18 protein-coding genes and 1 tRNA gene are annotated in these 21,538 nt (G+C 51.7%); 18 read left to right on the top strand and 1 reads right to left on the bottom strand.

All coding sequences use genetic code 11. From position 1 onward, the window contains the following. Positions 1 to 219: 219 nt before the first annotated feature. The 17 genes from HMPREF3016_RS00095 (at position 220) to der (ending at position 20,097) form a co-directional block, all read left to right on the top strand. The gene (locus tag HMPREF3016_RS00095; protein WP_070536486.1) at positions 220 to 1,350 is read left to right on the top strand and encodes a tetratricopeptide repeat protein; all 1,131 of its coding nucleotides are present in this window, start codon (positions 220 to 222) and stop codon (positions 1,348 to 1,350) included. Positions 1,351 to 1,412: 62 nt separating this feature from the next. Beyond that, positions 1,413 to 2,447 carry an HAD-IIA family hydrolase gene (locus HMPREF3016_RS00100; RefSeq protein ID WP_070449441.1) on the top strand — a complete coding sequence of 345 codons (1,035 nt, stop codon included), beginning with the start codon at positions 1,413 to 1,415 and terminating at the stop codon, positions 2,445 to 2,447. A 3-nt stretch (positions 2,448 to 2,450) separates the two neighbouring features. After that, positions 2,451 to 2,651, top strand: coding sequence for a hypothetical protein (locus tag HMPREF3016_RS00105; RefSeq protein ID WP_004004338.1), 201 nt, complete (start codon positions 2,451 to 2,453; stop codon positions 2,649 to 2,651). Continuing rightward, positions 2,652 to 3,386, top strand: coding sequence for a TlyA family RNA methyltransferase (locus tag HMPREF3016_RS00110; RefSeq protein ID WP_004004339.1), 735 nt, complete (start codon positions 2,652 to 2,654; stop codon positions 3,384 to 3,386). It abuts the gene before it with no gap. Between the two features lie 127 nt (positions 3,387 to 3,513). Beyond that, complete coding sequence (locus HMPREF3016_RS00115; RefSeq protein ID WP_070739253.1) at positions 3,514 to 4,482, top strand: NAD kinase; 969 nt, start codon at positions 3,514 to 3,516, stop codon at positions 4,480 to 4,482. Between the two features lie 141 nt (positions 4,483 to 4,623). After that, positions 4,624 to 6,333: a DNA repair protein RecN gene (gene recN, locus HMPREF3016_RS00120; RefSeq protein ID WP_070627630.1), complete on the top strand. Its 1,710-nt coding sequence runs from the start codon at positions 4,624 to 4,626 to the stop codon at positions 6,331 to 6,333. Between the two features lie 238 nt (positions 6,334 to 6,571). After that, positions 6,572 to 8,269: a CTP synthase gene (locus tag HMPREF3016_RS00125; protein ID WP_070739256.1), complete on the top strand. Its 1,698-nt coding sequence runs from the start codon at positions 6,572 to 6,574 to the stop codon at positions 8,267 to 8,269. Positions 8,270 to 8,420: 151 nt separating this feature from the next. Continuing rightward, entirely contained in the window at positions 8,421 to 9,143 is a 723-nt protein-coding gene (locus HMPREF3016_RS00130; protein ID WP_083315846.1) for an NUDIX domain-containing protein, read from the top strand. Positions 9,144 to 9,149: 6 nt separating this feature from the next. Continuing rightward, a complete protein-coding gene (locus HMPREF3016_RS00135) occupies positions 9,150 to 10,325 on the top strand; it encodes a site-specific tyrosine recombinase XerD (protein WP_070739259.1) in 1,176 nt (391 codons plus the stop codon). Between the two features lie 340 nt (positions 10,326 to 10,665). Then, a complete protein-coding gene (locus tag HMPREF3016_RS00140) occupies positions 10,666 to 12,093 on the top strand; it encodes a cation:dicarboxylate symporter family transporter (protein WP_070627636.1) in 1,428 nt (475 codons plus the stop codon). 235 nt (positions 12,094 to 12,328) lie between these two features. Continuing rightward, positions 12,329 to 13,225, top strand: a complete 897-nt coding sequence (locus HMPREF3016_RS00145) for a ParA family protein (protein ID WP_013398802.1) — start codon at positions 12,329 to 12,331, stop codon at positions 13,223 to 13,225. A 145-nt stretch (positions 13,226 to 13,370) separates the two neighbouring features. Then, positions 13,371 to 14,363 carry a segregation and condensation protein A gene (locus HMPREF3016_RS00150; RefSeq protein WP_070739262.1) on the top strand — a complete coding sequence of 331 codons (993 nt, stop codon included), beginning with the start codon at positions 13,371 to 13,373 and terminating at the stop codon, positions 14,361 to 14,363. Further along, positions 14,360 to 15,295, top strand: coding sequence for an SMC-Scp complex subunit ScpB (gene scpB / locus HMPREF3016_RS00155; RefSeq protein ID WP_048752011.1), 936 nt, complete (start codon positions 14,360 to 14,362; stop codon positions 15,293 to 15,295). The genes HMPREF3016_RS00150 and scpB overlap by 4 nt, the downstream gene beginning before the upstream one ends. 86 nt (positions 15,296 to 15,381) lie before the next feature. Beyond that, a complete protein-coding gene (locus tag HMPREF3016_RS00160; RefSeq protein ID WP_048752009.1) occupies positions 15,382 to 16,455 on the top strand; it encodes a pseudouridine synthase in 1,074 nt (357 codons plus the stop codon). Beyond that, complete coding sequence (locus HMPREF3016_RS00165) at positions 16,455 to 17,591, top strand: prephenate dehydrogenase (protein WP_048752008.1); 1,137 nt, start codon at positions 16,455 to 16,457, stop codon at positions 17,589 to 17,591. Before HMPREF3016_RS00160 ends, HMPREF3016_RS00165 begins: the two co-directional genes overlap by 1 nt. A 99-nt stretch (positions 17,592 to 17,690) precedes the next feature. Next, positions 17,691 to 18,416, top strand: coding sequence for a (d)CMP kinase (gene cmk, locus HMPREF3016_RS00170; RefSeq protein WP_070739265.1), 726 nt, complete (start codon positions 17,691 to 17,693; stop codon positions 18,414 to 18,416). 91 nt (positions 18,417 to 18,507) lie between these two features. Then, positions 18,508 to 20,097: a ribosome biogenesis GTPase Der gene (der, locus tag HMPREF3016_RS00175; protein WP_070739268.1), complete on the top strand. Its 1,590-nt coding sequence runs from the start codon at positions 18,508 to 18,510 to the stop codon at positions 20,095 to 20,097. Between the two features lie 93 nt (positions 20,098 to 20,190). Here der and HMPREF3016_RS00180 read toward each other — a convergent pair whose 3' ends face one another. Continuing rightward, the gene (locus HMPREF3016_RS00180) at positions 20,191 to 20,790 is read right to left on the bottom strand and encodes an NAD(P)H-dependent oxidoreductase (protein ID WP_048752002.1); all 600 of its coding nucleotides are present in this window, start codon (positions 20,788 to 20,790) and stop codon (positions 20,191 to 20,193) included. A 290-nt stretch (positions 20,791 to 21,080) separates the two neighbouring features. Here HMPREF3016_RS00180 and HMPREF3016_RS00185 point away from each other — a divergent pair. Beyond that, a tRNA-Pro gene (locus HMPREF3016_RS00185) sits at positions 21,081 to 21,154 on the top strand. The last annotated feature ends 384 nt before the right edge of the window (positions 21,155 to 21,538 follow it).

Consider the following 21,538-nt stretch of genomic DNA (forward strand, 5'->3'; position numbering starts at 1 on the left):
GTTTAATTGTGGTTTTTACCAAACAACCCCGACCTACTAGCCCGCCTTCTACGAGTAGATGCAGTAGACAAAGTTATCTTGTGATCTAGCATCTCTAGGGTATCGGTCTATGCCAACCTGTACTAGAATATAAAAGGTGCATTTAGCACCCTGAGATTATCTTCCAAAATTTGTAGCGAAGATTCTGTGTTGATCCCGCCTTCCCCTTTGAGGAGATTCATGTCTGAGACCCCCCAGTCTAAAAATAAGCAGGGTGCTATTGGTGCTTCCACTGCGAAAAACTCCCAGAAGAGCAACTACCACACTAACGCTCAACATTCTGATGGGGCTGGGGCAAATCATAAGGATAGCGATGGAGGACGCCAAAACGATTTGAAAAACCCGAATAAATCGCATCGTTTCGGTTTTCGGAGTAAGTCACCTAGGCAGCACGTGTATAAGGCAGAGTCTCAGGAGAACGTGCGATCTGTTGACGGTCGGGCGGGTTATCGTCCTGCCAAGCCAAAGGCGCCTGAGCTTGACAGTGATGTAACAGGTCGTGAGTTAGATAGTGCTACAAGCCGTCAACTTCGCGCACTTGAGTCTAGGAATGCCGCTACCGTTGCAAAACATCTTGTTATGACTGGACGATATCTGGAGCTTGATCCCCAGTTTGCGCTAGAGCATGCTGTTGCTGCGTCTCGAAGCGCAGGACGTATTTCTGCGGTACGTGAGGCTGTAGGTGTCGCCGCATATGTCGCTGAAGATTACGAACTAGCATTACGTGAATTACGTACGCATCGTCGCATAAGCGGTTCTCTGGATCATCTTGCGCTCCTCGTAGACTGCGAGCGCGCTCTTAACCGTATTTCTAAAGCTCTTGACATGATAGAGGAAGCTAAACGTGAAGAGCTTCCTGCCCCGGTTCGCGTTGAACTCGCCATTGTTGAATCTGGGATATATGCAGATCAGGGCAAAAAATCGCAAGCGATATCGGCCCTTCAAATTCCGCAGCTAAACCCAAAACGGGCTTTCGAATACAGCCCTCGACTCTTCACAGCATATTCCGAGGCTCTAGATAATGCAGGACGAAGCCAGGAAGCAGAACAGTGGGCACGCCTCGCGTTCAGGGCCGAAGCCGCTTTGGGACAGGGTGAGTTCGCCGAGCCTGAGATTTTCGATATTTATGGTGAATCCGAGCTCTTTGAACCTGAGGAACCTGTGCTAGAAGACCTCGAACAACAAAGCAATACTGACGAGGGAACACAGCCAGAGAAGGAAGAGACATATAGTTCTGACAAGTCAAAGAACTTGGCGGTTGCATCTTCTGAATATGAAACGAAGCCTTCCCAAAATGAAACAGAGCAGTAGAAACTATCCGTCCCTCGCCTGAGGCTACTTGCTTTGTCTATAACCAGAAAGAATTGAACATTATGACGAGCGAACCCCTACTAGCTCAGTACGATGCCTTACTTTCAGATCTCGACGGGGTAGTATACGCTGGACCCTACGCTATTGAGGGAGCGCCAGAAGCCTTGAACCGCGCTGAAAGCAGTGGGGTTCCCGTCGTCTTTGTGACTAATAATGCCTCGCGCTCCGTAGAATCTGTAGCGGCTCACCTGCAAGATTTAGGCGTGCGCACGCAGGCGGAACGTGTTGTCAGTTCTGCCCAGGCTGGTGCGGCTTTATTGGCTCAACATGTGCCCGCCGGGTCTAAAATTCTGGTTACCGGTACTGAAGCTTTAGCAGATTGTCTGCGGGCTGTCGCGTTGGAGCCTGTATCATCACAGTCCGACAACCCTGTTGCCGTGGTTCAGGGTTTTAACCCGCAACTCAGCTGGGAAGATTTGGCAGAGGCAGCGTACACTCTCGCTGATCAGAACGTCTTATGGGTTGCCACGAACACAGACCAAACTATTCCTAAGGAACGAGGGCAAGCGCCCGGTAATGGTACTCTAGTAGCGGCGGTAGGCATCGCAGCACGCCGTACTCCGATAGTCGCAGGGAAACCTGAAGCCGCTATTTTTGAGACTGCGGCTCAATCAGTAAAAGCCTCAAAGCCCGTTATTGTAGGGGACCGCCTTGACACCGATATTCTGGGAGCCAACAAAGCTCATATGGCGGGTGCACTTGTGCTGACCGGCGTGCAGACCTATCAGGATGTTATATCGGCGGTCCCTGAACAACGTCCCACATATATTTTGCGCACTCTTGATGACTTTTTCGAACCATATCCACAGATCGAAATTCTCCATGAGGACCACGCGATTACAGCGCATGGACCATCATGGACTGCCAAGGTACAGGGAAACAATATCTATTTAACCGTCCAAGGCTCTTTCGCGCCAGATGACTTTTCCGGCAGCGATGCGGAAGCAGAAGCCTGGCGCGTAGCCTGCGCTGCCTGGTGGGCGGCGCATCCGGAGCAGGCTGTGACCCCGAATATTCAAGGCCTTCCCGAGGTTTAACTTATGGGTAAGAAACAACAAAACTCTACAGAAAATGCTGATAGCCATGAGTCCCTTGAAGAAGCTGATTACCAGGAGTTTGAAACACAGCTGCAGGCTGTTTTAGCGATGGATCCTGTAGAGCGTATTCGGGCCTATGGAACCTTAGTTGATAACCTCGAAGATAATGTACGTTTCTCCCGAGAACCCGGGGAGAACTCCTAGGTGCGGCTCGATAAATTTCTTGCCGAGCATGGGCTTGCTGCATCTCGTACTTTAGCGGCAAAACTTATTGATGCCGGGTGCGTGAGTGTTAATGGGAAAATTGTGTATAAGGCATCGCAGCCTGTACATCGTGACGATGATGTACTGGTACAAGAAAGCCCTCTTACAGAATATGTGAGTCGTGCCGGGCATAAACTTGCTGGTGCCTTAGATATTTTTACGCACATAACTGTAGCCGGCCGTCGCTGTCTGGACGCAGGTGCCTCTACCGGAGGATTTACCGACGTACTCTTGCGCCGTGGGGCTTCACATATTGCAGCAGTTGACGTGGGTCACGGTCAACTTGTTGAGTCTTTGCGCATGGATCCTCGAGTTGATGCTTATGAAGGTCTTAACGTGCGTTATCTAACTCCAGAGGATATTGGGGGCTTAGTTTCCCTAGTTGTCTCTGACCTATCATTTATCTCGTTGACGTTAGTCATAGATGCTCTTGCGCAGGTGACCGAGGAAGATGGGGACTTAGTGCTCATGGTGAAACCACAATTTGAAGTAGGAAAACATCAAATTGGGCGTGCAGGAGTGGTTACAGATCCTCAAGCACATGCTTTCGCCGTGCGTAAGGTGCAAGACTCGGCTCAATCATGTGGTCTTCGCGTGATAGATACTGTGCAAAGCCCCTTACCCGGGCAAGATGGTAACGTCGAATTTTTCTTATGGTGCAAGAAGCAGAAATAGCAAACAAATCTTTTTATCGAAATAATGTTCTAGAAAATATGTTCCAGTATAATGGGAAATTCGGCTATACTAAAGAAGTAGTCGTGGGATAATTCGCAAATAATGCCTGCTGTGAGGAGGGTAGAACGTGTCAATAACAGAAAATCGTAAAATTCTAGTCTTTGCGCATACTGGCCGCAAAGAAGCACGGGATGCAGCCCGCCAGGCGTGTAAACAGCTGCATAGTGCAGGTCTAGTGCCCGTGATGAACCGTTCTGATCTGGAAGCCTTGACGGAAAACTGGGACGATCCGGTGCCTGTGCAGGTGGTACATGAGAGTGTTGCGCTTATTGATATTGAGCTTGGTATGGTCCTCGGCGGTGACGGTTCTATCCTGCGTGCTGCAGAAATGGTGCGACATACAAGCATTCCGCTGATCGGCGTGAATTTGGGACACGTAGGATTCTTAGCGGAATCGGAAGAAAGTGATCTGCAAGAAACTGTAGACCGCATCGTCAAGAGCGAGTATGCGGTCGAAGAGCGTATGGCAATCGACATTGAAGTATGGCACGAGGAGAAACGTGTTCACACGGATTGGGCGCTTAATGAAGTAAGTGTTGAAAAAGGCAACCGCGAGAAGATGATTGAGGTCATCATTGAGGTAGATCGTAAGCCAATAAGCACATTTGGCTGTGATGGTGTGGTGATAGGTACGCCCACGGGATCCACCGCATACGCATTTTCAGGTGGGGGACCGGTAGTCTGGCCCGAGGTAGAAGCTATATTATTGGTGCCACTTTCAGCACATGCCCTTTTTGCACGACCGCTAGTAGCATCTCCGTCTTCTATGGTAGCTGTTGAAATGATGGCTCATGGTGCATCCGGTGTATTGTGGTGCGATGGACGACGTATGAATGATCTGCTGCCCGGTTCCCGTATTGAGGTGCGTAAATCTGAAAAACCAGTGCTTTTGGCACGTATCCACCCCGCCCCGTTCTCTGAACGGCTGGTTCGTAAGTTTGCTCTGCCTATTCGAGGATGGCGAGGCCCAACCTCTGAGGAAGAGCGTGAGGCGTGTGATGCCGGTGAAAAAAACAGCTCACAAGAGCCTCATTGATTTATATCTGGTACTCACACGAAAACCGAATGTTTGGGGTGCTCCAACAGGAAGTCAGTCAGTGCAATAGAGCCGCACATAGCTTGCGTATGTGGCATGACTCCAGCCCCTATGCGGTAAGGACTTTAAGGTAGACGCATCGTGATTGAAGAAATCCATATTCGGGACTTGGGCGTTATTACTGATGCTCGATTACCCTTGCAGCCCGGGCTGTCGGTTCTAACAGGTGAAACTGGTGCCGGTAAAACTATGGTCGTTACGGCGCTTGGTATGCTTCTTGGGGCACGTAGTGATGCTGCAAGTGTGCGTCAAGGGGCAAAGAGCGCTTTAGCGGAAGCCATCGTGCGCCTACCTCAAGAGCATAAGGCTTTGACCCTTGCGGAGGACGTGGGCGGAACAGTTGACCCGGTAGATGAAAAAACAAGCGAACTTCTCTTAGCTCGCACCGTTAATGCTTCTGGGCGTTCTCGAGCACATGTAGGAGGATGCACTGCGCCTATCGGTAAGCTTTCAGAGATTGGGCAAACTCTTGTAGCTGTGCACGGTCAGTCGGATCAATTGCGTCTCAAGTCTGCCAGCGAGCAACGTCGTGCACTAGACCTTTATGCGGGCGAAAAGCTTTTTGACCTGTTAGAGAAGTACCAGCATACCTATGAGCGGTACCGAGTCGCAGCCGCTGAATATAAAGAGGTTCGTGAGAATTCTCGTGCACGAGCATTAGAGGCGCAAAGCTTGCAGGGGGCGCTTGAAGAAATAGACTCCGTAAACCCACAGACGGGCGAGGACGAAGCGCTTAAGAATGAAAGCATCAAACTGATGAATGTTGAGGCCCTTCGTACCGCAACCGATGTTGCAGCGGCGGCGCTGTCGGGCAGTGAATATGCGGAAGGCACAGAGGCAAATGTACTGAGTCTTCTGGATGCGGCCCATACATCTCTTCTGGGACAAGCCGGTGCCGATAGCGATATAGAGAATTTAGCTCAACGGGTCAACGAACTTTTAGTTCTGGCGACCGATGTTGCCACCGATATCTCTACCTATTCGACCTCGTTAGATTCTGAAGGGCCTGAACGCCTAGCGCAGGTACAGGAGCGTCGTGCGCAGCTGAAAAATTTGACGCGAAAATATGGTGCAGATATTGCGGAAGTCCTTGAGTGGGCCGAAGAATCTCGTGATCGCCTGACTCGCCTTGTTGATGATCCAGCGCGACAGGAATCTCTGGAACAAGAGCTCACCGACCTGCGTCAGGCTTTAGGAGAGCAGGCAGCTCAGCTTATGAAAGCGCGTCAAGAAGCCGCTTCGCGCTTGGCGGATTCTGTTAGTGAAGAACTAACCGCGCTTGCCATGCCGAATGCTTCTCTTGTTGTTGAAGTTGCCGAGGCAGATAAATTTTCAATTCATGGTCGTGACACAGTGACCTTTATGCTTGCTCCGCATCGTGAGGCAATCCCTCGTCCACTTGGGAAAGGCGCCTCTGGAGGTGAGCTTTCGCGCGTAATGCTTGCGTTGGAGGTTGTGTTGGCAGAAGTTGATCCGGTACCTACCTTTATCTTTGACGAAGTAGATTCGGGCGTTGGCGGTAAGGCTGCTATTGAGATCGGTCGCAGGCTTGCAATGCTTGCCCAGCATGTACAAGTTTTGGTGGTAACTCACCTACCACAGGTTGCGGCTTTCGCGGATCAGCATATTCTGGTCCTTAAAAATGATGACGCATCGTTATCGAAAGTACAGGTACTTTCTGACCAAGAGCGTGTTGTAGAACTCGCTCGTATGCTCGCCGGACACGATCAGTCGGAAGCAGCCCAAGAACACGCGCGGGAGCTTTTACGCGCAGGGGGTCAGCTTGAGTAAACAGGTGCTGAAAAGACAACGGTCATAGCTGATATATCTGAGGAGCATTCCAAGGATATTCGGTAGTATTGGGTCGCAGATATTTCTAGAGGCCGTTGTGGTGTAACACGGTATTCAGCGGTAGATGAAGCGTTTATTATGGCGTAAAAACTGCGCGAAATACGGGAAAGAGCTCATTAAATCTAGGGAAGAGAAACGCTCTCGTCCGTTAGTGTTCTATTGGATAGGGGAAAAGAAAATGGTAAGCTTGAATTCCGTGGTGAATGAAAATAATAACGCTCTTAACGCGTCCGCTAACGGTAAGGTAACCCGCCAAATCTTTGTTACGGGTGGTGTTGCTTCTTCTCTCGGTAAAGGTCTTTCAGCTTCTTCTCTCGGCCAGATTCTACGTTCTCGTGGTCTATCGGTCACGATGCAGAAATTTGACCCGTACCTTAACGTAGACCCCGGTACCATGAACCCTTTCCAGCACGGCGAAGTCTTTGTAACTGACGATGGTGCTGAAACAGACCTTGATATTGGGCATTACGAACGCTTTCTTGATGAGAACCTTGACCAATCCGCTAACGTTACAACCGGTCAGGTGTACTCGACCGTTATCGCAAAAGAACGTCGCGGAGAATATTTGGGCGATACCGTGCAGGTTATTCCTCATATCACTGATGAAATCAAAGCACGTATGCGTTACGCCGCCGAAATCGAAAACGCGCCCGATATCATCATCACCGAAATCGGCGGTACGGTAGGCGATATTGAATCGCTGCCCTTTATGGAAGCGGCACGCCAAGTACGCCGTGACGTTGGACGTCAGAACGTGTTTTTCCTCCATGTATCTTTGGTCCCCTTTATCGGCCCTTCCGGCGAACTCAAAACGAAGCCTACTCAGCATTCCGTTGCAGCATTACGTGGTTTGGGTATCCTGCCCGATGGCTTGATTCTGCGTTGTGAGCGTGATGTTCCGGAATCGCACCGCGCCAAAATCGGTAACGCCTGCGATGTTGATACTGCCGCCGTTATCTCATGTCCCGATGCCCCCAGCATCTACGATATTCCCAAAACCCTTCATTCCCAGAAGCTCGACGATTATATTCTGGAATACTTCGGCATGACTGCCCCCGACCCCGATTTCACGCAGTGGGATCGTTTGTTGGATGCGGTACACCGCCCCTCCGCCGACGTTAACATTGCCCTCGTGGGTAAGTATATCGATCTTCCCGATGCATACCTCTCGGTTTCTGAGGCTCTGCGCGCCGGGGGCTTTGCGAATAATGCAAAGGTCAATATCAAATGGGTCGCTGCAGACCTATGCGCCACCGATGAAGACGCAGACCATCAGCTGCACGATATGGATGCCATTTTAGTACCCGGCGGTTTCGGTATTCGCGGTCTAGACGGCAAGATCGGCGCATTGAAATATGCTCGTGAACATAAGATTCCTACTCTGGGCATTTGCCTGGGGCTGCAGTCCATGGTGATTGAGTACGCTCGAAACGTTTTGAATCTTTCTGACGCATCCTCAACCGAGTTTGACCCGGAGACATCGGTTCCGGTCATTGCCACGATTGAAGAACAAAAGCAGTTTGTGGAAGGCGCAGGTGATTTGGGCGGAACCATGCGTTTGGGCCTGTACACAGCTAATCTGGTTCCCGGTTCACAGGTTGCTCAGGCCTATGGCGAGACCGAGGTGGCGGAACGGCATCGTCACCGGTACGAAGTTAATAACGAGTACCGTGAACAGCTTGAGAACGCGGGCTTGGTTATCTCCGGTACTTCGCCGGATTCCTCGCTCGTGGAGTACGTTGAGCTCCCCACTGATGTGCATCCTTACTATGTGGCGACTCAGGCACATCCGGAGTACCGTTCGCGTCCTACGCGGCCGCATCCGCTTTTTGCGGGGCTGGTGAAAGCAGCTCTCAAGCGTAGCGGTAAAGAGTAAGAACTTTCTTCATAAAAAGTCGCGGACTGCCGATGTAGTCCGCGACTTTGCTCTGCCAAAGGAAAATAGAAACGTCAGCGCTGTCAGCTGATAGCTCTGTCCTTAAGGTTCTGATTCTGGCGACCGTAAGTATGCAAATTAGAATAGGGATATGAACACTTCAGAGAACAAGAATCCGCATCGAATAGATTCTATGTATGCTGATGTGATCGATGCTCCCTCAACGCGAGAAATCCTAAGCCGTGAGGTGCAGTATAGCGGATATGTTCTCCAAGCAGCCGTGGAACACTATGATCTTGACGGGCACGGTACCACTTTAACGCGGGATGTTATCGACATGCCCGGTTCCGTTGCGGTTGCTGCGGTGAACAACCGGAATGAGATTCTGCTTCTGCGCCAGTATAGGCATCCCGTGCGTATGAATCTCTGGGAGGTCCCCGCAGGTCTTCTTGACATCACCGGTGAAGATCCTCTTCATGCAGCGCAGCGCGAGCTTGCGGAAGAAGCCGATCTTGGGGCTGATCGCTGGCACAGCCTGGTCGATTATTATACGACTCCGGGAGCCGCTTCGGAAGCGGGCCGTATATACCTTGCCCAAGACCTGTACGAGATTCCTGAAGCAGACCGTATAGTACGCAGGGACGAAGAAGCGGAGATTACCTACCGGTGGGTTCCACTTGAACAGGCCGTACGCCTTGTGCTCGCGGGACGACTACATAACGGTTTGGCTATTCAGGCTATTCTCGCGGCATATTGCGCGGTCGGGACTCGACAAGAGCAATTGCCTTTGCGAGATGCCGCCGATACCTGGGATTTTCACCCTTACTTGGGAGGGCGCCGTATCCGACCCGAAACTTTTAAACACGAGGAATAATTCGCTATGGTTTCTCAGCACCTGAGCGAAGGAATACATCGTATAAGTCCGCTTGAGCGGGATATTGAACAGTATCTTATTCACCTGCGAGTTGAAAAAGGCAGCAGCGAGAATACGATAGCTTCGTATTCACGTGATTTAAGGCGGTATGTAGAATTTATGGCGTCACGCGGTATCATTGATGCTCACCGAATTCGCACTGCCGATGTGCGTGCCTTTATGCGTGAACTTGCCCAACCGACACTGCCGCGTGCGGAGGAGAGCGGGGATTCGGGGCATCCCAGCAAACGTCAGGGAGAAAAACCATCTGAATCTGATACCCGAGCAGAGGAACTCGAAGATACCCTGGAGTCTTTGGCGGTTTCCCTCTACACCTCGGATCAGACAAAGGCTCCTTCAACGAGTACGCGTGATGTCACACTGCCTCTGCCGCTGGGCCCTAATTCAATTGCACGTACCATGGCTGCAGTTCGTGGCGCGCATAGTTTCTGGCATGCTTCGCGCATCCTGGAGACCGATCCTGCCGCTGTCGTGAAACCGCCTAAAAATGTGAAGCGATTGCCCAAAGCCGTATCCGTGGAGCAGATGCAAAAACTTCTTGCCACTCCCAGCCTCAAGAATCCTACCGGTCTGCGTAATCGAGCGATACTTGAGTTCTTATATGCTACCGGCGCGCGCGTGAGCGAGATGCTGGCGACAGATCTGGACGATATACACCTGGGTGAAAAACCCCGCGATGAAAACGGAGAATCTATTGCACTTCCCGGGTATGTGCGCCTTTTTGGAAAGGGGGGTAAAGAGCGTTTAGTACCTTTGGGATCCTACGCGCAGAGGGCGCTGGAAGACTATATTGTGCGCGCTCGCCCCAAGTTTGCGTCACACGGCAAAGGTACTGCTGCGCTTTTCCTCAACGGGCGGGGGAGCCGGCTGGGTCGACAGGGAGCATGGCTTATCCTCAAAGAAGCAGCTGAGGAGGCAGGGCTGAGCTCTGATTTTTCGCCCCACTCTATTCGACACTCGTTTGCGACGCATCTTGTACAGGGCGGCGCCGATATTCGCGTGGTTCAGGAACTATTGGGACACGCCTCGATTGCGACTACGCAGGTGTATACCAAGGTTACTCCGGAAGGGATGCTGGAGGTTTACCGTATGGCGCATCCTCGTGCACATGAGCGTACTTAGTAGGTGATTAGTAGAAGTAGACTGTGGGGAATAGCTGCGCGGAACGACGACACTATGTCTGTATAGCTATGCCGACAAATATGCGTTTAAAGAGAAAATACGCCAATAAGATACTATAATTTAGCTTATTTATACGATTTACACTCTAAAGATGTAATATTTATGCTGTTTGTAACAGACATGTAAATATTCTGTTGCAATGGCATATTTTAGTCAGAAAACACCCGCGTTAATGTTGCCGTAGGTGTAGCCTGTATAACATCCTGAATCCGGAACAATAAAGTTCTGGTCGGTATAGACACACAGCACCGTGCGTCCCCGGCGCGAAAGGAAAGAATTAATGAGTACGGAATCCGCAAAGAAACCGTTCTACAAAGACCCAACCCATATGCTCTACCTCTCGGTGATTGCCGCTGTGATCCTTGGGTGTATCTTGGGAATGACCGTTCCCGATTTTGCAAAAGAGCTGCAGCCCATCGGTACTGGTTTTATCGCTCTCATCAAGATGATGATCGCTCCTGTAATTTTCTGCACGATTGTGCTGGGTGTAGGGTCTATTGCTAAGGCAGCAACCGTTGGCAAGGTCGGTGGATTGGCGTTGCTGTACTTCGTACTCATGTCGACCTTTGCCTTAGGGATTGGTTTGGTTGTGGGTAATATTATCGAGCCGGGAAGCTCGCTGCACTATGACCCGGCAACAACGAAATACACGCTTCCAAATTCGTCTGAAGGACATGGCGGTGACAGCACTGTCTCGTTCCTGCTCAACATCGTGCCGACTTCTTTGCTTTCGGCCTTGACAAGCGGTAATATTCTGCAAACCCTTTTCGTAGCGCTTTTGACCGGCTTTGCCCTGCAGAAGATGGGACCGGTTGGCGCTCCCATCCTCAAATTTCTGACCTACTGTCAGGCGCTCGTATTCCGTCTGCTCATGATGATTATGTGGTTAGCGCCTGCTGGTGCGCTTGGTGCGATTGCAGCTGTTGTAGGTTCTACCGGTTCCCGTGCGATCTCCTCAATGTTTATTTTGATGGTGGCATTCTATATCACTTGTATTCTCTTTGTCGTAATCGTTCTGGGCACTATTCTCAAGCTCGTAACCGGTGTGAATATCTTTACCCTGTTGAAATATCTGGCGCGCGAATATCTCCTCATCTTCTCAACATCCTCGTCTGAGGCGGCGCTGCCGCGTCTTATCGCCAAAATGGAACACTTAGGTGTTTCGAAGCCTGTCGTAGGCGTTGTGGTTCCTACGGGGTATTCCTTTAACCTGGATGGCACCGCAATTTACCTGACGATGAGCGCCCTTTTTGTCGCGGAGGCTATGGGGACTCCACTTGCATTAGGCGAGCAGATTTCTCTGCTGGTCTTCATGATCATTGCTTCGAAAGGAGCTGCCGGTGTTTCGGGCGCAGGGTTGGCGACCCTGGCAGGCGGTTTGCAGTCACACCGCCCCGACCTTGTTAATGGTGTGGGCTTGATCGTGGGAATCGATCGCTTCATGTCTGAAGCACGTGCGGTCACTAACTTCACAGGCAACGCAGTGGCGACGTTACTCATGGGGAAGATTGTTAAAGAGGTAGATATGGATCGTGTTCATGCGGTGCTGAAAGGGGAGATCCCCTTTGACGAATCCACCATGGGCGGCGAACTACACGGTGACCAATACGTGGATAATGCGGTAAGTCAAAAATCTCCCACCAAACAGATGTCCGTTGTGACTGAACCAAAGATTAAAAATACTGTAACGCTACCGGAAGATCAATAAGTTAAAAAGTATGCGGGGAGGTGTATCTGTTTCTAGGAGGAAAGCGCCTTCCCGCATATTGCAAGGTCTGATTTAGCATGAGAATTACATAATGCTGTGGCTTATGGTGAGCGGGGCCTCTAGAATTCCCGAATTATTTGTTTTATAGACCTGAACAGAGCGCGATGTAACATAATTCGTACGTAAAGCGAACTCACAAACCTGCTGAGCGGGCGTGTGTGGGGTAACCTTATACATGAAGAGAAAATTCGTTGACGAAGGTGAAGATAAGTTGACCGAAGCACCGGCACAAGAACTCGGACCAACCGGCCGACCCCTACGTGAATATCCCGATCCTGCGCCTATAAGCCAACATGGTCCCGCCCGCATCATCTCAATGGTGAATCAGAAGGGTGGCGTAGGAAAGACGACCTCAACCATAAACCTTGGTGCTGCACTTGCGGAGTGTGGTCGTAAAGTGCTCCTTGTAGACTTTGACCCTCAGGGTGCCCTATCCGCTGGTTTCGGTACAAATCCGCATGAGCTTGAGCTGACCGTGTACAACGTGATGATGGATCGTAAGGTCGATATTAACGACGTTATTCTACCGACCGATATCGAGAACATCGACCTTCTTCCCGCAAACATCGACCTTTCTGCGGCTGAAGTTCAGCTAGTAAACGAAGTTGCTCGCGAGCAGGTACTCGCCTCAGCCCTACGTAAGGTACAGAATGAGTACGATGTTATTCTGATTGACTGTCAGCCCTCGCTCGGCCTGCTAACCGTAAACGCATTGACAGCATCGCATGGCGTTATCATTCCGCTTATATGCGAATTCTTTGCCCTGCGAGCTGTGGCGCTTCTCGTGGACTCTATCGAGAAAGTGCAGGATCGCCTGAACCCGGATCTAGAAATTACCGGCGTTCTTGCGACCATGTTTGACGCCCGCACCATCCATTCTAAAGAAGTGCTTGCACGTATTATTGACGCCTTCGGAGATAAAGTCTTTGACACCGTGATTAAGCGAACCGTTAAATTCCCGGATGCTACAGTATCGGCAGAGCCTATCCTCTCATATGCCAGCAACCACACCGGGGCTCAAGCTTACCGGCAGGTGGCCCGTGAACTTATTTACAAGGGCGGAGCCCGATAAGATCCTGGATCCCATGTGCCTTGACACCACCTATAAACCTTGAAGGTATGGTGTCAAGGCACGTATAATATGGGCGGTACATCCTGTATCTTTCATGATCTCGCAGGTTATCCTGCAACCCCCCAGTAAAGGAAATCGGTCACCTATGACCAAAAATGTCGCTGCCGTGAGGGTACCGACACCGCATGAGACGTCTGATGCCTCCAATTCGGTGAACGGTGCCGGATTCACGCTTAATTTACCGAATTTTGAGGGTCCATTCGACCTTCTCCTAACACTGATCACACGTCGTAAGCTCGATATTACAGACATTGCGCTTGCTGAAGTAACCGACGAGTTCCTGGAGTATCTGCATGCCTTATATTCACAGGGCACCGAACGCGCATTAGATGAGGCAAGCGATTTTTTGGTAACGACCGCGACTCTGCTAGAGCTTAAAGCCGCCCGGCTACTCCCGCAGAATCATGAACCATTGGATCAGGATGTGGCTCTTCTAGAAGCGCGTGATTTGCTTTTTGCCCGGTTGCTTCAGTACCGCGCCTACCGTGAGGTAGCCGCTATTTTCGCTGATCGTTGGCGCGAAGAGACCCAGCGCTTTCCGCGGACCGTGGCGCTGGAACCTGTATTTGTGAAGGCCCTTCCAGAGCTTGTTTTCAAAGGGGGAGTAGAGGAATTTGCGCGTATTGCAGCGCAAGCATTTGCCCCGAAACCTTCGACTAATCTAGAACCGAATCCGGCTGATGTTGCTGAGGAACTGAATGAGCATCTTCACGGCGCCTCAACAACGATTGCACACGAAGAACAATATATTCTGGATGCGCTTCTTACGTGTAAACCGACGGTATCATCGGTAACATTTTCGGCACTGGTGCATGATGCTCAGGGACTTGACATCGCAGTTGTGCGTTTCTTGGCGCTCTTAGAACTGTATAAAGAGGGTGCGGTAGACGTACATCAGGATGCGCCGCTTGCCGAGATTTCGGTACGTGCTACCGAATATGCGCGTGCTTTTGTTCCTGCTGAACCGGCAGTGTCAGCACATGATACAGGGCAGAGCTACAGCCCAGAACATCGCGATAGCCCGGATGATCTTACCTTTTCAGAGAGCGTTAAAAACGCAGGGGAGGAGACCGCATGAGCGAAGAATCCTTCAACTCCGCTGGTAAGACAGCCGCGCAGCAGCAGGGGAGCCGATTTGAGGATGAATTCACCGAGAATGATTTAGCGATGGTGAACCTAGGCTACTGGGACCCTAGTGCCGATACTGAGACAGACAGTGAATCCGGAGAAGAATCTGATCGCGAAAATGCCTCGGTACCCGAGCAGACTTCTACTGACCAGGAACACAAAGCCGAGACTGAGCGCGATTCTGATAAAAATATAACGTCTTCGGATGCTCGGCATCCCGCGAAGATAACCCGAGCGGTTGCCGCTGATGCAGAGGAATTCTCGCGCGTTGAGCTTATTCCTGGGGGCGTGAAAAGCGCTATTGAAGCTATTCTTGCTGTTGCTGATACTCCTGTAAGCGTGCGCGAACTCTCTGCCGCCCTGATTGTCAATGAACGCAGTATTGAGCATGCTCTTGACGAGCTTTATCGTGAATATAACGGTGACGATTCGGAATATGGTGAAGACACTCCAGCCCACGAGCCGCGTGGTTTTGAGCTTCGCCAAGTTGCCGGTGGCTGGCGGTTGTATTCTCGCACCGATTTTGCTCCCTGGGTAGCGAGGTTTGTGACCCGTTCACAGAGCGCTACCCTGAGCAAAAGCGCATATGAAACCCTGGCAGTTATCGCTTACCGGCAGCCGGTTACGCGTGCCGCAATAGCCGCAGTCCGAGGAACAAACGCAGATGCATCGGTACGTCAGCTGCTACAGCGCCAGCTCGTGCGCGCGGCCGGTAAAGAGGAGGGAACCGGCGCGGTTCTTTACGAGACTACGGAACTTTTCTTGACAAAATTAGGTCTCAACTCTCTGGAAGAGCTTCCCGCGCTTGCGCCTCTTTTACCTGATGAAACCGAGGCAGCAGTGCTCTCTGACAGCCCCTCTGAACACGGTAATCGTAACTAACCTATCCGCCCGCGGACTAAATCTAGGAAGCGGCGGGCACCAAAATCTTGTGAAAACTTCAGGCGAACGACATAAGGAATAAGACTATGACATATGGAAACTCTCGCGGTAAAAACCCCGGGTCGCGGAAACCTCGACCTGGCGTGAAACGTAATGGCGTGGGCGCTAGCTCCTCAACCCGAGGCGGTAAATTTAGCGGCAAAACTTCAGGCGGCGGAAAGCCTAAAGCCGGTACATCAGGGTCTCCACGCGCCGCGCGTAGCCACGGTGCGGGTGCTTCCAAGCGGGATAGGCGGGCGCCGCATCGCCCCTATCGTTCCGGTGAAGCTTTCCCACATGAGCGCGGTGAATACAGGGTAAATAACTACTCTGGGCCACATCGCCCACGCCGTCCCCGTAACGCGCCTGTGGATCATTTTGATTTCTATGATCACGACGGTGTACGCCTGCAAAAATTGATGGCGCAGGCAGGTGTTGCATCGCGTCGTGTATGTGAAGAGATGATCACGGAAGGACGAGTGACCGTTAACGGTGAGGTCGTGACCGAGCTGGGGGTGCGTGTTAATCCTGCCGATGTGATTGTGCAGGTTGATGGTATGACCGTGCAGACTAACGAAAAGCTCATCTACATGGCGTTCAATAAACCTGCTGGCGTCGTTTCCACGATGGAAGACCCCGATGGCCGCCCCTGCATTAAAGATTTTCTACGTGACTCTATGAATGAGCGCGTTTTCCATGTGGGACGATTAGACGTGGAAACCGAGGGGCTGCTGCTTCTTACTAACGACGGCGAGCTTGCAAACCGTTTAACACATCCTTCGTATGAGGTACCCAAAACGTATCTGGTGCAGGTGCGCGGTCCAGTAGAATCAGGTATTGGCGCTGAGCTAAAGAAAGGTATTCGCCTTGAAGACGGCATATCGAGGGTGGATTCTTTTAAACTTGTGGATTCGGCGCCCGGCCATGTGCTGATTGAAGTGACCATTCACTCGGGCAAGAACCGTATTGTGCGCCGCCTCTTTGAAGCCGTGGGGTATCCTGTGGAGAAACTTGTTCGTGTGCAGATGGGTCCCATTCGTATCGGATCGCAGAAGCAGGGGACTGTTCGTAATCTTTCTAAAGTCGAAATTGGGCATCTGCTTGCTTCGGTGGAGATGTAATGACAGAAACAACTATGACCCCCATGCTGGAAGGACCGGTCCTCGTGGTAGGGGCTGGCCTATTGGGCGCATCTATCGGGCTAGGTTTGCGTGCTGCGGGGCTTGAAGTTTATCTGCAGGATATTTCGCCCACCGTTGAAGCCGTCGCCGAAGATATTGGGGCAGGAACCCGGCTCGATACCCTTGAGCCCGATGAGCGTGAGTCTTTCGCCCCGCAGCTGGTAGTTGTGGCTTCTCCGCCGGATATAGCCGGAAAGCTTTGCATACAGGCATTGCGGGAGTATGCGCCTAGCCCCGGATATGCGGGCGCTACCGTGACCGACATTGCCTCCGTTAAAGTACAGCCTTTAGAGCAGGTACTCGCCTCTGATGCTGATGCTTCACGATACGTTGGTTCGCACCCGATGGCTGGGCGTGAAAAGACCGGCCCGGTTGCGGCGCGTGGGGAGCTTTTTCAGGCGCGTCCCTGGATTATCTGCGAACATGACGATGCACGTATCGAGTGCGTGCGATTAGTGCGCGCCCTTGCGGTAGAGCTTGGCTCTTTCGTGACGACTCTTAGCGCTGAAGAACACGACGAAACGGTTGCGTTGATTTCACATCTGCCGCAGGCTATGAGTTCCCTGCTAGCGACTCGGCTGCAGGAAACTCCCTTATATGCGCTTGGTTTAGCGGGGCAAGGGCTTCGCGATACGGTCCGCATCGCTGCTTCCGACCCCGCACTCTGGGTGCAGATTTTTGCGGCGAACGCAGCGCCTATCGTGAAGAGCCTCTATGGTGTGCGAGAAGATTTAAACCGTCTGATTGAAACATTGGAAGATCCTTCGGCATCGGGCGCCAGGCTTGATCTTGCGCAGCTGATGAGCGAAGGCAACGCCGGTGTGGCGCGCATCCCCGGTAAACACGGCGGAGTTCCGACGGCTTTTGCGACCCTCACCGTTTTGGTTGATGATGAGCCCGGAACTTTGGCCCGGATGCTGGCAGATATTGGTGACTTAGGGGTTAACCTTGAAGATTTGCGGCTGGAGCACTCCACGGGCGCGCCCGTCGGCATGGCTGAGGTCTCGGTAAACCCGGCAAAACACGACTATTTGGTAGACGGGCTCACGGAACGAGGCTGGAAAGTCGTAAAATAGCTGGCGTTCTTCAGCAGTTACCCCCCCCCGTAAGCCTGGATATTCAAGATTATTTTGACACTCAACATGCGGGACCCCTCGCAGACAGAAAGTAATGTTATGCATGAGAACCCTAAACTTACGATCGCGATCGATGGACCGTCAGGTTCTGGAAAATCATCGGTCTCAAAAGAAGTCGCACGCCATTTTGGGTTAGCGTATCTAGACACAGGCGCTATGTATCGTGCCGCAACCTATCGTGTACTTCAACTCGATATTGATCTTGCTGACCAAGACGCTATCGGGAAAGCTGTGCGAGAGATGCCGCTCGTCTTCGGAACCAATATCAATGAAGAAGAAATTTTGATGGGCACCACCGATATTCGCGAGGAAATCCGCACTGAACGAATTTCTGGTGCGGTCTCTGCCGTAGCCTCTGTGCCTGCCGTTCGTGAATACCTCATCGAGCTACAACGCTGGACGATCAACCACGCGGTCAACGGTATTGTGGCAGAGGGGCGAGATATTACAACCGTGGTGGCACCGGATGCAGATGCACGCATACTGCTAACCGCATCGGAAGAGGTGCGCATGGCACGCCGTGGACTGGAGAACACCGAAAAATCAGGGGAGTCCGGCGACCTTACGCAGCAGATCTCTGAACGCGATACCCAGGATTCTAAAGTGAATAATTTTATGGAAGCCGCTCCCGGTGTAACCTTGGTAGACAGCTCCGATCTGGACTTTAACGAGACCGTATCAACCGTTATTAACGCTGTTAACGCGCAGGTGAAGGCGAAACGACAGGCATTACGGGATGCCTCTGCAGGGACCGAGACCGCATAAAATACTTGAAAGACAGCGAACATACTAGTGAGAAATTAAAGCTGCTAGGACAAGCCTTAAGCTGGCGTTCGCGCAGAAGAAAGGATGGCGCATGGCTGAGAACGACGCTACCCGCGATGACTACGAAGACAAATACCTAGGCGGCGGAGAAGATGACCTCACCGAACGTTTAGCCGATATTGACGACGAAACCGCAGAAGCGCGTGCGCAGGCTCTTCTGGAAGGACTCGAGGACTATGACCTTGATGAAGAAGACCGTGCCCTTCTTGGCGCTTGGGGTTTCGACTTTGACGAAGAAGACGAACAATTCGCCGATCCTGTAGTAGCTATCGTGGGGCGCCCCAACGTGGGTAAATCCACCATTATTAACCGCATTCTGGGGCGTCGGGAAGCCGTGGTAGAAGATAAGCCAGGCGTGACTCGCGACCGCGTCTCCTATAAGGCTGAATGGGTGGGCAAATGCTTTACCCTCGTCGATACTGGCGGCTGGGAGTCTGACGCACGCGGTATTGATGCTCAGGTAGCGGATCAGGCAGAGATCGCGGTTGAGCAGGCCGATGTTGTCATCCTGGTTGTGGACGCACGCGTGGGAATTACCGCCTCAGACGAACAGATCGTGCGTATGCTTCGCCGTGTCAAGAAGCCCATCATTCTGATGGCAAATAAGATCGACGATTCCCACTTGGAACCGGAAATTTACAGCCTGTGGTCGCTGGGTATGGGACAGCCCTTCCCGGTTTCGGGTTTGCACGGTCGTGGTCTGGCGGATGCCCTCGATGAGCTTCTAGAGGTTATGCCCGAACACTCCCAGTATGCGCAGCCGGAGGCACCGGGCGGACCTCGCCGTGTGGCACTTATCGGCCGCCCCAACGTGGGTAAATCCTCGCTGCTGAACAAACTAGCGGGTTCCGAACGCGCCGTCGTGAACGATCTCGCGGGTACTACACGCGACCCTATTGATGAGGTTATTGAGTTGGGCGGCTACCCGTGGCGATTCATCGATACGGCGGGCATTCGCCGTCGCCAGCATATGGCGAAAGGCGCCGAATTTTATTCCTCACTCCGCACTCAGACAGCCCTGGAACGCTCCGAAGTCGCAGTCGTACTTCTGGATGTTTCTGAACCGCTGAGCGAGCAGGATGTGCGCATCATTCAGACCACGATCGATTCCGGTCGCGCTATGGTATTGGCCTTCAACAAATGGGATACCCTCGATGAGGAACGCCGCGACATGCTCGAACGCGAAATTGACCGCGACCTGGCACATGTGAAATGGGCTCCGCGCGTGAATATCTCGGCAAAAACCGGCTGGCATAAAGATAAGCTGGTTCCCGCCCTGGAACGCTCGCTGGAATCCTGGGATTCGCGTATTCCAACCGGGCGACTGAACGCTTTCTTAGGCGAATTGGCGGCGGCGCATCCCCATCCGCTGCGTGGTGGTAAGCAGCCGCGCATCCTGTTCGGTACACAGGTGTCTTCACGCCCGCCGAAGTTTGTGCTCTTTACAACCGGGTTCTTAGACCCGGGGTATCGGCGTTTTATCACGCGCCGCCTGCGTGAAACCTTTGAGTTCACAGGTACGCCGATCGAAATTTCGATGCGCGTGCGCGAACGCCGCTCTCTCGGGGACCGTCAGGGGAGCAAAGCGAAAAAGGGCGGCAAGGGCTCACGCAAACGCTAACGTGCTACCCAAACGTGAACGAGCATAACTACCCCACCCTTTATATCTTTGGTGGGGTGCTTATGCTTCCCTTGGCTAATTCGTCGCGCTCATCTAAAAAGGTACGTTTGCGAGTAACTGGGCGCGTTGCTCAGCCGTCATTTTGTCTACCCGCGCATAAGGAAGCCAGCGGAAATTTTTGATCCCGGTCTTCCGGAAAATACTCTGTTTGAAAATTCTGACGGCGGGCGCTCGCATGATGTATTTGTATATGGGCAAGGGCATACCGAGAGGGGTTACAAGAACGATTTCGGTATCGTGATTCAACGCAGTAACAAGCCGGTATTCGCTGGGCTGTGTGTACAGCAGATCTTTGGCGTAGACTTTATCGATAAAGCCCTTGGTCATGGCGGGCATAGAATCCCACCAGATAGGGAAGATAAAGATCAAGCGGTCTGCGGATTTTACACGCGCCTGATAGTCCGCTATCTGGTTAGTGATGGGATTACCACGACGCCAGTTAGCAAGATCTTCTGCTCGCATGACCGGGTCGAAACCATCGGCATGTAGATCAAGAAGATCGACCTCGTCGCCGCGTGCCTCAAGTTTATCGGTTATATTCTTGCATAGGGCAGCGCAAAAAGACCGCTGATGGGGGATATTACGCCAAGCCTCGGCAGTGTAGGGATGATCGAAAATAATGAGGTTTTTCATGATGCCCTCTCTAAAAATCTGTAGCGTCTGTGAAGAGTCAGTGTGTTTTAACACTGTCATCGCAGTAGCCCATATGCAAGCAGGGCTTTGGCAGTAATCCAACCATTCTGAAGAGACGCTATGTTCTCAAAGTTCCCTTAGTTGTCTGCGTGGAATATATATTGAGCGGCAGCGAAAAATCCAGTATTTTCGCGTTTTCTAAGTTGCACGGGGTGAGAACCTGGGGTATAGTTATTCGAGTGTTCGCAGGGATTTCCTGGAAACACGGTACATAATAGTGTGATGTACATCGGGTTGTGGCGCAGCTTGGTAGCGCACTTGACTGGGGGTCAAGGGGTCGCAGGTTCAAATCCTGTCAACCCGACGCAGAAGACGCTCTAATCGGTAAAACTATCGATTGGAGCGTTTTTATTATTGGGTTTATCGTATATCGCTGTTTTCTGTCTACAACGCCGTTTTTTGTTAAGCTCTGCCGTGGTATGGGTAATCCCCGTCTTGGTTATTGAGCTGTTACTCTCGTATTTTTTACCGCATCTGAACATTCTTTAGATCTGTGAGGGCGATGTCGCTGCAAGCTCCTTCTTGGATAGATTATTTCGCGAATCAATATCGTTTTGTCTCGATTCGTATGCTTTGCGTATTATGGCTTTCACTAGGCAAGAATACGCTTTAGGTGAAAGTACAACTATGATGTTCCTGTCTTTGAGTGGGAATACTTGCGAATTATTCTGTCGATAGTGGTATATTT

Source organism: Rothia sp. HMSC065D02 (assembly GCF_001815285.1).
Taxonomy (GTDB): Bacteria; Actinomycetota; Actinomycetes; order Actinomycetales; family Micrococcaceae; genus Rothia; species Rothia dentocariosa.